The sequence below is a fragment of the Citrobacter sp. MGH100 genome, assembly GCF_001034465.1.
GTDB classification, from domain to species: Bacteria; Pseudomonadota; Gammaproteobacteria; order Enterobacterales; family Enterobacteriaceae; genus Citrobacter; species Citrobacter youngae.
Map to the genome: position 1 here is coordinate 920,164 of NZ_KQ089800.1, position 12,322 is coordinate 932,485.

At 50.9% G+C, this 12,322-nt stretch carries 13 protein-coding genes and 3 pseudogenes; 6 read left to right on the forward strand and 10 right to left on the reverse strand.

Annotated features, from left to right (window positions below):
- Positions 1-3: 3 nt before the first annotated feature.
- The gene (cls, locus tag SK32_RS04345) at positions 4-1,464 is read right to left on the reverse strand and encodes a cardiolipin synthase (RefSeq protein WP_048211484.1); all 1,461 of its coding nucleotides are present in this window, start codon (positions 1,462-1,464) and stop codon (positions 4-6) included.
- Positions 1,465-1,606: 142 nt separating this feature from the next.
- Between cls and SK32_RS25915 the strand changes: the two genes are divergently transcribed.
- Positions 1,607-1,780, forward strand: a complete 174-nt coding sequence (locus tag SK32_RS25915; protein WP_005126414.1) for a YciY family protein — start codon at positions 1,607-1,609, stop codon at positions 1,778-1,780.
- A 52-nt stretch (positions 1,781-1,832) separates the two neighbouring features.
- On the opposite strand, the gene SK32_RS04350 is transcribed toward SK32_RS25915, so the two are convergent.
- The gene (locus SK32_RS04350) at positions 1,833-2,129 is read right to left on the reverse strand and encodes a YciI family protein (RefSeq protein WP_048211485.1); all 297 of its coding nucleotides are present in this window, start codon (positions 2,127-2,129) and stop codon (positions 1,833-1,835) included.
- Positions 2,130-2,352: 223 nt separating this feature from the next.
- On the opposite strand from SK32_RS04350, the gene tonB reads away from it, so the two are divergent.
- Complete coding sequence (gene tonB, locus SK32_RS04355) at positions 2,353-3,072, forward strand: TonB system transport protein TonB (protein WP_048212575.1); 720 nt, start codon at positions 2,353-2,355, stop codon at positions 3,070-3,072.
- A gap of 68 nt (positions 3,073-3,140) precedes the next feature.
- Here tonB and yciA read toward each other — a convergent pair whose 3' ends face one another.
- From yciA to SK32_RS26375, 4 genes and pseudogenes are all read right to left on the reverse strand, one after another.
- A complete protein-coding gene (gene yciA / locus SK32_RS04360; RefSeq protein WP_048211486.1) occupies positions 3,141-3,542 on the reverse strand; it encodes an acyl-CoA thioester hydrolase YciA in 402 nt (133 codons plus the stop codon).
- Between the two features lie 165 nt (positions 3,543-3,707).
- Positions 3,708-4,247, reverse strand: coding sequence for a septation protein A (locus SK32_RS04365; RefSeq protein WP_005126421.1), 540 nt, complete (start codon positions 4,245-4,247; stop codon positions 3,708-3,710).
- A gap of 56 nt (positions 4,248-4,303) precedes the next feature.
- On the reverse strand, positions 4,304-5,047 hold the full coding sequence (locus SK32_RS04370) for a YciC family protein (protein ID WP_040233207.1): 744 nt from the start codon (positions 5,045-5,047) through the stop codon (positions 4,304-4,306).
- 28 nt (positions 5,048-5,075) lie between these two features.
- Positions 5,076-5,162 (reverse strand): annotated as a pseudogene (locus SK32_RS26375) (YkgJ family cysteine cluster protein); the annotation flags it as partial.
- 281 nt (positions 5,163-5,443) lie between these two features.
- Here SK32_RS26375 and ompW point away from each other — a divergent pair.
- The 3 genes and pseudogenes from ompW to SK32_RS04385 all read left to right on the forward strand — a co-directional run.
- Positions 5,444-6,082, forward strand: coding sequence for an outer membrane protein OmpW (ompW, locus tag SK32_RS04375; RefSeq protein ID WP_048211487.1), 639 nt, complete (start codon positions 5,444-5,446; stop codon positions 6,080-6,082).
- Positions 6,083-6,212: 130 nt separating this feature from the next.
- Entirely contained in the window at positions 6,213-6,488 is a 276-nt protein-coding gene (locus SK32_RS04380; protein WP_048211488.1) for a hypothetical protein, read from the forward strand.
- Positions 6,489-6,675: 187 nt separating this feature from the next.
- Positions 6,676-7,968: pseudogene (locus SK32_RS04385) on the forward strand (GGDEF domain-containing protein); the annotation flags it as partial.
- A 16-nt stretch (positions 7,969-7,984) separates the two neighbouring features.
- On the opposite strand, the gene SK32_RS04390 reads toward SK32_RS04385, so the two are convergent.
- A protein-coding gene (locus SK32_RS04390; RefSeq protein WP_094096600.1) for an IS1-like element IS1A family transposase occupies positions 7,985-8,682 on the reverse strand; the annotation gives its coding sequence in 2 pieces (ribosomal slippage) (positions 7,985-8,433 and positions 8,433-8,682; 699 coding nt in all).
- Between the two features lie 56 nt (positions 8,683-8,738).
- Between SK32_RS04390 and SK32_RS25920 the strand changes: the two are divergent.
- A pseudogene (locus SK32_RS25920) lies at positions 8,739-8,921 on the forward strand (GGDEF domain-containing protein); the annotation flags it as partial.
- A gap of 32 nt (positions 8,922-8,953) precedes the next feature.
- Here SK32_RS25920 and trpA read toward each other — a convergent pair.
- From trpA to trpCF, 3 genes are read right to left on the reverse strand one after another with little or no spacing between them, the layout of a single operon-like run.
- Positions 8,954-9,760 (reverse strand): tryptophan synthase subunit alpha, encoded by an 807-nt coding sequence (trpA, locus tag SK32_RS04395; protein ID WP_048211489.1) that lies wholly within the window; start codon positions 9,758-9,760, stop codon positions 8,954-8,956.
- The gene (trpB, locus tag SK32_RS04400) at positions 9,760-10,953 is read right to left on the reverse strand and encodes a tryptophan synthase subunit beta (RefSeq protein ID WP_003020645.1); all 1,194 of its coding nucleotides are present in this window, start codon (positions 10,951-10,953) and stop codon (positions 9,760-9,762) included. Before trpB ends, trpA begins: the two co-directional genes overlap by 1 nt.
- Positions 10,954-10,963: 10 nt before the next feature.
- The gene (trpCF, locus tag SK32_RS04405) at positions 10,964-12,322 is read right to left on the reverse strand and encodes a bifunctional indole-3-glycerol-phosphate synthase TrpC/phosphoribosylanthranilate isomerase TrpF (RefSeq protein ID WP_048212577.1); all 1,359 of its coding nucleotides are present in this window, start codon (positions 12,320-12,322) and stop codon (positions 10,964-10,966) included.

Genomic DNA, 12,322 nt, shown 5'->3' on the forward strand with positions numbered 1-12,322 from the left:
GTTTTACAGCAACGGGCTAAAGAAGTAAAACAGTCGCTCAGCGATACGCTGCCAGAGTGGTCGTTTTACCCACAAACGTGCATCTAGCAGGCGGGAACGCGAAATATAATCATCCTGTACCGCAGCGAGGTCACCGCCGAATCCGGCATCGTCAATCACTAGTGTTATCTCAAAATTCAGCCACAGGCTGCGCATATCCAGGTTAACAGTACCGACCAGACTCAATTCGCCATCAACCAGCACGCTCTTGGTATGTAACAACCCACCTTCGAACTGGTAGATTTTCACGCCTGCCGCCAGCAACTCGGTGAAAAAAGCCCGGCTTGCCCAGCCAACCAGCATCGAGTCATTCTTGCGTGGAAGAATGATGCTGACATCTACACCACGCTGCGCTGCCGTACAGATGGCGTGCAGCAGATCGTCACTGGGGACGAAGTAGGGGGTGGTCATGATTAAATATTCACGAGCAGAATATGCGGCGGTCAATAAGGCCTGATGGATCAAGTCTTCAGGGAAGCCAGGACCGGAGGCAATAGTGTGAATGGTGTGCCCGCTGGCCTGCTCAAACGGCATGATGTTGACATCGGGAGGCGGCGGTAAAATACGTTTACCGGTTTCAATTTCCCAGTCGCATGAGTAGACGATGCCCATAGCGGTGGCCACCGGGCCTTCCATTCTTGCCATTAAATCAACCCATTGTCCGACACCGGCATCCTGTTTAAAGAAACGCGGATCGACCATATTCATGCTACCGGTGTAGGCGATGTAGTTGTCGATCATGATCATTTTACGGTGCTGGCGCAGGTCCATACGGCGTAAAAATACACGCATCAGGTTAACCTTCAGCGCTTCGACCACCTCGATACCCGCGTTGCGCATCATCGCCGCCCACGGACTGCGGAAGAATGCCACGCTGCCGGCGGAGTCCAGCATCAGGCGACAGTGAATGCCACGCCTCGCGGCGGCCATTAATGATTCCGCGACCTGATCGGCCATACCGCCAGGTTGCCAGATGTAGAACACCATTTCAATGTTGTGACGCGCCAGCTGAATATCACGGATTAACGCCTGCATCACGTCATCTGAACTGGTGAGCAGCTGCAGCTGATTTCCCTTAACGCCGGCAATGCCCTGGCGACGCTCGCATAACTTAAATAATGAGGAGGCAACGCTGCTGTTTTCTTGCGCGAATATATGTTTGCAGGCTTTGAGATCGTTCAGCCATTTGGCTGTTGATGGCCACATCGCTCTGGCGCGCTCGGCGCGGCGTTTGCCCAGGTGGAGTTCACCAAAGGACAGATAAGCAATGATCCCTACCAATGGCAGTATATAGATGATCAAAAGCCAGGCCATTGCGGAGGGTACTGCGCGTCGCTTCATCAGAATGCGTAACGTTACGCCAGCAATGAGTACCCAGTAACCCAGAATGACCAGCCAACTCACCACGGTGTAGAAGGTTGTCATAAAATTAAAAATCCTTTTGAAAGCGTATTGTTAAGAGTTTACGCATCAGGAGTCATCTGGCAAATAAAAACACGGGAAAACCACTGGTCTGCATGCGGTCTGGGGGTATAATGCCCGCTCTGTGACTGGAAGAGTAGTTAACATGAAGCGTAGTAGAACGGAAGTGGGACGCTGGCGGATGCTGCGTCAGGCTAGCCGCCGTAAAGCACGTTGGCTTGAAGGGCAATCGCGCCGTAACATGCGTATCCACTCCATCAGAAAATGCATTCTCAATCATCAACGAAATTCGTTGCTGTTTGCGATCTACAGCATTTGATCCAAAAAGGGCACCGTTGCGGTGCCCAATGTATTCCTGTCCGTTCTGTTTCTTAAAATACTTTTTTGTACGGTTTGACCGAAACTTGCGCATAAACGCCTGCAGCTACATACGGGTCGGCATCTGCCCACGCCTGCGCTGCCTCTAAAGATTCAAATTCCGCAATCACCGTCGATCCGGTAAATCCCGCCGCACCCGGATCGTTACTGTCGACAGCTGGCATGGGGCCCGCCGTCAGTAGACGACCTTCATCATGGAGGAGTTGCAGACGGGCCAGGTGAGCAGGGCGCACGGAAAGACGTTTCTCGAGAGAATCTGCGATATCTTGAGCATAAATAACATACAGCACGGGTAGAGCTCCTTGATCGGTAAAAGTCGCGTTTACGTTATTGGAAAGCCCTGGCAACTGCAACGTAAAGATAATAGCTTTGTTAAGGCCATATTAAGATAATGGTTTTTTTACATGAAATTGCGTTTTAAATGCGGCTTACTGTCATGGGCTTATTGAATATGATTGCTATTTGCATTTAAAATCGAGGCCTGGTTTTATAACTGAAACGATTATGACTGCAATGACCCTTGATTTACCTCGTCGCTTTCCCTGGCCGACGTTACTTTCCGTCGGCATTCACGGCGCTGTAGTGGCGGGTCTGCTGTATACCTCGGTACATCAGGTTATTGAACTGCCTGCACCCGCGCAGCCGATCTCCATCACGATGGTCGCACCTGCCGATCTTGAGCCACCTCAGGCAGTTCAACCACCGCCGCAGCCTGTCGTTGAGCCTGAACCGGAACCTGAACCGATACCGGAACCGCCAAAAGAGGCGCCGGTGGTGATTGAGAAACCGAAACCTAAACCAAAACCGAAGCCAAAACCGGTGAAAAAGGTTGAAGAGCAGCCCAAACGTGACGTGAAACCGGTTGAGTCGCGTCCAGTATCGCCGTTTGAGAACACGGCGCCTGCTCGTTCGGCAACGACCAGCACCGCGCCGGCAACCAGTAAACCTGCGGTTAGCGCACCGTCTGGGCCACGCGCCTTAAGTCGTAATCAGCCACAGTATCCGGCGCGCGCGCAGGCTTTGCGCATTGAAGGTCGGGTGAAGGTCAAGTTTGATGTGACATCAGATGGCCGTGTGGAGAATGTTGAAGTGCTTTCCGCACAGCCTGCCAACATGTTTGAGCGTGAAGTGAAAAATGCGATGCGCAGATGGCGTTACGAAGCGGGCAAACCGGGATCTGGCCTGGTGGTGAATATCGTATTCCGTCTGAACGGTACGGCGCAGATTGAGTAACTGGCGTGCCGGAGTCGGCGTCAGGCTTTCTCCGGCAAGCAGGTCTGATAACGGTGTCAACGCGGTTATCAGACCTGTGTTGGTATCGGACGAGGTTTACCGTCTTTATCTACAGCGACGTAGATAAACAGGGCTTCAGTGGCTTTGTAACGCTGGCCAATAGGTTCCGAAGCGACTTTCTTCACCCAGACTTCAATATTAATGCTGATTGACGTCGTCCCGCGTTTTACGCAGCGTGCGTAGCAACAGACCACATCACCCACGGCAACCGGGCGCAAAAAGCTCATTCCTTCCACTCGCACCGTCACCACGCGGCCATGTGCGATCTCTTTGGCCTGAATAGCGCCACCAATATCCATCTGTGACATCAGCCAGCCGCCAAAAATATCACCGTTAGCATTGGTATCGGCAGGCATGGCCAGAGTGCGTAAAACCAGTTCACCCTGGGGGGTGTTATTCGTTGTTGTCATTGTAGAACCGACTGTAGAGAAAGATTACAGGCGGGATGCTACTAGAATTTACGAGCGGAGAACAGAGGGGATGCAGCGCGCGGAGGGGATGTAAGCCAGCTTGTCTGCCACGAAGAGCGTGGGTGGGTAAAAATTCGCCAGATCCGCAGATCTGGCGAACACTTATTACGATTTATCTTCCTGCGGCAGATGGCGGTAGATATAGATTCCGCTCAGCAACGTGAAGAATAAGGTCAGGGCGGTTAAACCGAACACTTTGAAGTTGACCCAAATGTTCTGTGGTAGCCAAAACGCAATGTAGATATTGGCCAGTCCACACAGGATGAAGAAAACGGCCCAGGCCAGATTTAGCTTCGACCATACCGGCTGCGGCAGCGTCAGCTCTTTTCCTAACATGCGCTGAATCAACGGTTTTTTCATCACCCACTGGCTAACCAGCAGTGCACCGGCAAACAGTCCGTAAATCACCGTAACCTTCCACTTAATGAATTCATCGTTGTGGAAGAAAATAGTCAGGCCACCGAAGACAGCAACCAGAACAAAGGTGATTAACGCCATCTTCTCGACTTTGCGATAGCGAACCCAACTGTAAATCAACACCACAGCTGTTGCGACAATAAGCGCCGAGGTTGCCGCGTAGATGTCATAAAGCTTATAAAAAGCAAAAAAGACAACCAGCGGTAAAAAATCAAGAAACTGCTTCATTCTTCGAGTCCGTAATCAAAAAGCATTGGGTAACACACCCGGCATGCGTTCAGGGTTTATTGACGAATCAGCATATACAGGCGGAACAAATAGATCAGCAGCACAGCAGAGATCATATTGCTCAGCGTATTCGCCAATACCGCGCCTACGTTTGGCGTTAGTACTGCAAAACTTGGCGCAAAAAGCAACAGCAGCGTTTTTGCCAGTAACCAACCGATTACTGCCGGCGCTACCAGTCGCATATTAGACCACGCCAGACGCATACTGTTGCGCATAGCGGCAAAGACGCCCATTTTATCCTGCACGACCATCACCGGCGCGAGGGCCAGCAAGATAGCCAACAGAATACCAGGTACGACAACCAGCATAATACCGACCTGTACCAGCAGGGTAGTCAGAAAAATCAGAATAAACAATTTAGGTAATACCGGCGCGCTGGCGCCAATGGCGCGTAATGCGCTAACCCGATGACCCGCCGAAATCAATTGAATCATCAGGATGATGCCTCCTGCAAGGATGGCATTACCAATCAGCCCTGAAAACGTCGATGCTGCAGAAGCGCGTAGCAAAATTTGCTGCTGCTCCGGCGTCATATTCTGTACCAGATCGAACAGGCCCACACTGCTGGTTAGCTGATCCCCTTCGCTCAGTTGCGCGATTTGCGCGTCGCTGGGAGAAAAGGCATGCCCTAGCACCACTGTGATAAACGCGCACAATAACGATACCAGCAAGATGGTAATGAATTGATTACGGAAAAAGTTTCCCGTGTCACGGTAAACGGATTTCGCCGTGATAGACATGCACTCTCCTTGAGTTTTGCAGGTGTTCATTTGCGCGCAATTGTACCCTGGATAACTCTACAGTGGCAGCATCGTACGATGTATGGAAAGGCATATCTTTGTAAAGCTCCGGTAATTTTTGGCCAGGACTTCAGCATCTTGCAACATCGTTGTTTGTTCTCTGTGCATCACGTTCAAATAACCAACGCTTCGTGTTGTCGCTAAAGGTACTTGCATAGTGAAAATATATCAAAATTGATCTGAATTAATTTAACCAGGATTTTGAATGCAAGTTCTAACTTAATCTGGATCAATAAATGTTAAATTATCAAACTCAATGTGATCCAGGTTAGATCACTTATTACTCCATTGTGGGTATATTCGTTCCGCTTTTATAACCATAACGATGGAGCGGACATGAAAAAATTAACAGTTGCAGCATTGGCTTTAACAACTATTCTCTCTGGTAACGCATTTGCGCATGAGGCCGGAGAGTTCTTTATTCGAGCAGGCTCGGCTACCGTCAGACCGACGGAAGGCGCGGGTGGTACGCTGGGAAGCCTGGGTGGCTTTGATGTCAGCAACAATACGCAGTTGGGCCTGACATTCACCTATATGGCAACCGACAATATTGGCGTTGAATTACTGGCAGCCACGCCGTTTCGCCATAAGATAGGCACCGGGGCAACCGGTGATATTGCCACCGTTCATCATTTACCGCCGACGTTAATGGCGCAGTGGTACTTTGGCGACTCCAGCAGCAAACTGCGTCCTTACGTTGGCGTGGGTGTGAACTACACGACTTTCTTCGATGAAGGTTTTAACAACAACGGGAAAGAAGCAGGTTTATCCGATCTGAGCCTGAAAGACTCCTGGGGTGCAGCAGGACAGGTCGGTATGGACTATCTGATCAACCGCGACTGGCTGATTAACATGTCAGTCTGGTACATGGATATCGACACCACCGCGAGCTATAAAATGGGTGGCGTCCAGCAGCGTGACAGCGTACGCCTCGATCCGTGGGTGTTTATGTTCTCTGCGGGTTATCGTTTTTAAGTCAATGATTCCAGTCTGATAGGCTGGTCGTTTCGCGGCCAGCTTTTTCTCCTCTCTTTTTCCCTTCCCGACTTTCTCCCCTTCGATGTAATGCTACTCTTTAAGCAAACTGGCTTTGAGGGTATTGACGATGATATTGACCCGTCAGCTGTTACAACAAAAAATTTCCCTTATGGAAGCATCCATAGACGATGATACAACAGAGTTTGCCGTGTATGCTGCGCGCGAATTATTGAATTACATGAGCAGGGTGGAAGCCCTGGAAAAGGTCATCGCCACACAAATCACACTACCTTACTGCAGCGCCAGCCCGGTTTGCGAGATTGAAGCGGGCTATGCCGCAGGCGTGAGCGACTGCCGTGAGGCCATCCGTCGGGCAGGGTATCCGATTGAAGGTGATGATTAGTTTGCATTTGTGTTAACAAAAATGTGCTTTTATTGTATAAGTCTGTAACTTTCGTGCACGAGTGCGCTTCTTATTTCAACTCATTAGTCTCTGGATGGTTAACATCTTTATCCATATACAACGCTGTTATGCAACAACATAAACGGGTAACCGGTTTGGTAATACTGTTAACTATCGGGGTGGACTCGTGAAGATTGTGCAGGATAAGCTCCGAAACAGGCAGGCTCTGCTGGTATCCGGGCTCATTACGTTGGTATTTACCTCGCTGTTTCTGTTTATCATTTATGAACAGCGTATGGCGACCGCCAGTGAAGGCGTGAGCCGCCTGCAAGCTCACATGTTGGACATTTTTAACGATAATGAACTAATTGCCGATGCGATTGGCGAGCGTTACTACCACATCAAAACCGGCGAACAGTGTGGTGTTATGGCGCAGTTTGTTCCGCGAAATAAAGATGAATGGGGAATTAACGCCGACCCAAAGCGGGTTCATTCCGCGACAGGGACGATTATTGCTCAGCAACCCAGCCATAATGCGCTGTGTATGTATACTGCGGCGGAGTTCATTCGTGGAATGGTTAATGAGCTAAATCCAGGCAGCTTCGATGCGCATCGTTACATTATCGCCAGCCATTCAGATTATTTTTACTGGTTTATGGCTTCCGACTCGCGCAATTTCAGTTTTTCTGACTCCGAAATGGCGATGGATATTACGCAGTTTTTCTATCCGCCCGTCGATTTCTATACCCGGTTGCTGCAAAAAAATGTCAAAAATAAAGCTCTCAGTTCAACAAACTTCTATACCGATAAAATTACCGGTGAAAAAGCCTACAGCGTGGTGAGCTATATCTACGATCTGTCGGGTAAAGAGATATCAGACCAAATCGTTGCCTATCTGGTCTATGATCATTCGAAACCCGAGCTGCAGGAAGCGTTGGCCGAGGCGTTTGATAATCAAATTCTTCCCGGATTGAACGTGGAGTTAGTGAATTTAACCAACAAAGAGAGCCTTTGTTTATCCGGCAAATGTGCGGGACAATCCAGCTATTTGGTGCGCAATTTCTCAGAAAAATATGCGCTGCACTATTCGCTGTCATTAGGCCGTTTTATGGCGCGCGATACGCAAGCCGGCATTGTTATTCTGCTGGCGCCGTTCTTTTTCATCATGATTACTTTCTCGCTAAAATCATGGCTGAATGAAAGCGACCTGAAAGTTTATATTGATACGCTGACCGGCTGCTTTAATCGCCGAATTCTCGACATCATCAAGCGCAGGGATTTATCACATTGCTCGGTAGTGCTACTGGATTGCAATAAGTTCAAGGCCGTCAATGATACCTGGGGGCATGCTGCTGGGGACCGTGCGCTGCAAATTATCGCCAACAGAATGTTGTCTAACACCCGTACCAGCCACGATCTTGTGATCCGCACCGGCGGAGATGAATTTATGATCCTGCTGTTTCGCTCTCAGGCCAGTGATGGGTAATGACTCCAACTTATTGATAGTGTTTTATGTTCAGATAATGCCCGATGACTTTGTCATGCAGCTCCACCGATTTTGAGAACGACAGCGACTTCCGTCCCAGCCGTGCCAGGTGCTGCCTCAGATTCAGGTTATGCCGCTCAATTCGCTGCGTATATCGCTTGCTGATTACGTGCAGCTTTCCCTTCAGGCGGGATTCATACAGCGGCCAGCCATCCGTCATCCATATCACCACGTCAAAGGGTGACAGCAGGCTCATAAGACGCCCCAGCGTCGCCATAGTGCGTTCACCGAATACGTGCGCAACAACCGTCTTCCGGAGACTGTCATACGCGTAAAACAGCCAGCGCTGGCGCGATTTAGCCCCGACATAGCCCCACTGTTCGTCCATTTCCGCGCAGACGATGACGTCACTGCCCGGCTGTATGCGCGAGGTTACCGACTGCGGCCTGAGTTTTTTAAGTGACGTAAAATCGTGTTGAGGCCAACGCCCATAATGCGGGCAGTTGCCCGGCATCCAACGCCATTCATGGCCATATCAATGATTTTCTGGTGCGTACCGGGTTGAGAAGCGGTGTAAGTGAACTGCAGTTGCCATGTTTTACGGCAGTGAGAGCAGAGATAGCGCTGATGTCCGGCGGTGCTTTTGCCGTTACGCACCACCCCGTCAGTAGCTGAACAGGAGGGACAGCTGATAGAAACAGAAGCCACTGGAGCACCTCAAAAACACCATCATACACTAAATCAGTAAGTTGGCAGCATCACCCAGTGATGCTATCGCGATTGCGCAGCGTATAAGCGGACAGGTGACCAGCCATGTATTTGTGGTGGACGGCAACACTATACCCTTGTCAGTGTCGTGGGGGATTGCAGAGGTGAAGGGGGAGCTGGATGCGGCAATCCAGAATGCGGATACTGCCATGTACAAAATGAAGCAGGCCAGGGAGTAAAACCGCCAGAAGTCACTGGCGGTTTAATTAGCTTACTGTTGGGTGGCGGCTTTCATCGCGCTGACAAACGCTTTCAGCTCAGCCAGCATTTGCTCTGGTGCTGCAACATTTTTCTCAATGATTTTGACAATCGCCGATCCGGAAATAGCCCCCGCAGCACCTGCTTCAATGGCGCCTGTCACCTGTTCCGGTGCAGAGATACCAAAGCCCTGTAAAGAAGGCGGGGCATTGAATTCTTTCAGCTTTTCGACCAGATGATGCAACGGTAACGCCGCACGATTTTCGGCACCCGTAACGCCTGCGCGTGACAATAAATAGGTATAACCGCGGCCATGAGCGGCAATCTGACGCAGCAGTTCTTCGTCAGCGTTAGGCGGGCAAATGAAAATTGGCGCTACATTATGACGTAATGCGGCCGTTCTGAATGGCGCAGACTCTTCAACCGGCACATCGGCGACTAATACCGAATCTACGCCGACCTTCTCACACTGTGCGTAAAATTCGTCAATACCCTTGCTGAACACCAGGTTGGCATACATCAGTAAACCAATTGGAATGGTTGGGTGTTTTTGCCGAATCAACGCCAACATTTCAAAACATTGTGACGGCGTGACGCCTGCCGCGAACGCACGTAATGTTGCTTCCTGAATGGTTGGGCCGTCGGCCAGCGGGTCGGAGAACGGAATACCCAGCTCAAGCGCATCGGCACCCGCTTCGATCAGCGTATCAATGATTTTCAGTGACTGTTCAACAGAGGGATCGCCCAGGGTCACGAAGGGGACAAAAGCGCCTTCTTTGCGGTCCTTCAGCTGTGCAAACAGGTTTTCGTAACGTTCCATCAGATTTCCCCTCGCGCTTTCAGAATATCGTGTACGGTGAAAATGTCTTTGTCGCCGCGACCGGAGAGATTAACCACCAGTAACTGCTCTTTTTCCGGATTTTCACGCATCATTTTCAACGCGTGCGCCAGGGCATGGGAGGACTCCAGCGCCGGGATAATCCCCTCATGCAGACACAGCGTTTTGAAGGCTTCCAGCGCTTCATCATCAGTAATCGATACATAGTCAGCACGTCCGATACTGTTCAGATAAGCGTGCTGTGGCCCGACTGACGGGAAGTCCAGCCCGGCGGAAATAGAGTAAGACTCTTCAATCTGTCCTTCTTCGGTTTGCATCATCGGGGACTTCATGCCGAAGTAAATCCCGACACGACCATGTTTCAACGGCGCGCCGTGTTCCCCAGACTCAATCCCGTGACCGCCTGGCTCTACGCCAATCAGACCGACGCTGGTTTCATTAATAAAGTCGGCGAACATACCGATGGCGTTAGAACCGCCGCCCACGCAGGCGATCACGGCGTCCGGCAGGCGACCCTCTTTTTCGAGGATCTGCGCTTTGGTTTCTTCACCGATCATGCGCTGGAATTCACGTACAATGGTCGGGAAGGGATGCGGACCTGCCGCCGTACCGAGCATATAGTGCGCAGTATCATAGCTGCCAGACCAGTCGCGCAACGCTTCATTACAGGCATCTTTCAGCGTCGCGGAACCGCTGTGAACCGGGATCACTTCAGCGCCCATCAGACGCATACGGAAAACGTTAGGCGACTGGCGCTCGACGTCTTTCGCACCCATATAAATACGGCACTTTAAACCCAGCAAGGCGCTGGCAAGGGCAGACGCCACACCATGCTGACCCGCGCCGGTTTCGGCGATGATCTCGGTTTTACCCATTCGCTTCGCCAGCAACGCCTGGCCCAGCACCTGGTTGGTTTTGTGCGCGCCGCCGTGCAGCAAATCTTCACGTTTAAGGTACAACGTGGTGTTGGTGCCTTGAGTAATGTTCTGGCATTTGGTCAGTGCAGTTGGGCGACCAGCATAGTTTTTCAGCAGGTCTGTAAACTGTGCCTGAAACTCAGGGTCTTTTTGTGCACTGACGAACGCTTCTTCCAGTTGACGCAGCGCAGGCATCAGAATCTGTGGCACATACATACCGCCAAATTCACCAAAATACGGATTGAGTAATGTTGTCATGTCCTTTTCCTTAATATGCGCGCAGCGTCTGAAAGACTGAAGCCAGAAGACGCGCATCTTTGATGCCCGGCTGTGACTCTACGCCAGAATTGAAATCGAGCCCGGCACAGCCGGTTTTAGCCGCGTCGACGCAGTTATCTGCACCGAGTCCGCCAGCGAGTAAAACGTTATCCAGCGATTGTCCGCCTAAGAGTGACCAGTCGAAGCGTTGCCCGCTACCGCCCTGACCGTTGTCGAAAACGTATTTATCGACATGCTGGTAATCACGGGCTGGCAATGTCTCGCTGACGCTTAGCGCCTTCCAGATTTGCACCTGCGCGGGTAGCACATTGCGCAGAGCATCAATATAGGCCTGATCTTCGCTTCCATGTAGTTGTACGGCGGCCAGCGACAGTGCGGTGACTTTTTCGCGGACGTCTGCGATGTCGGTGTTACGGAACACGCCTACATACTGTAGCGGCGCACCCGTCATAACGTCTCGCGCCTGCTCAACGCTGACAGCGCGTGGTGAGGTCGGGACAAAAATTACGCCGCCATAAATGGCCCCAGATTCGTACGCTGCTTTTGCATCCTGTGCACGAGTCAGTCCGCAGACTTTATTTTCGCCAAGCAAAACACGACGAACGGCGGCGTGAAGATCATCATGGGACATCAGCGCAGAACCTATCAGAAATCCGTTGGCGAAATGGCTGAGTTCGCGAACCTGACCATAAGTGTTGATCCCGGATTCGCTGATGACGGTGACGCCATGACCCAAACGTGGTGCAAGCTGGCGAGTACGGTTGAGGTCAATCGACAGGTCACGCAAATCACGGTTGTTAATACCGACGACTTTCGCCCCCAGCGCAATGGCGCGCTCCAGCTCTTCTTCATTGCTAACTTCGGTCAGCACGCCCATTTTCAGGCTGTGGGCGACGGCGGCGAGCTGACGATACTGTTCATCATCTAAAACCGACAACATCAGCAGGCAGGCGTCCGCCTGGTAGAAACGTGCCAGATAAATCTGGTAAGGATCGATAATAAAGTCTTTACACAGGATCGGCTGTGGTGCGATGCGACTGACGATGGGCAGAAAATCAAAGCTACCCTGAAAATATTTCTCGTCCGTTAGCACGGAAATTGCTGACGCATAATGTTTGTATACTCCCGCAATCTGTGCCGGGTCGAAGTCATCACGAATTACGCCTTTTGATGGAGAGGCTTTTTTGCACTCCAGAATAAAAGCGGTACGTGTCCCTTGCAGCGCATCGTAGAAATCACGCGTGCTGGGTTGAACATCATTTTGAAAGCTGGTCAGCGGTTGTTGCTGTTTGCGGGCTTCTACCCAAATCGCCTTGTCAGCGACAATTTTCGCTAAAACGGTTTGCAT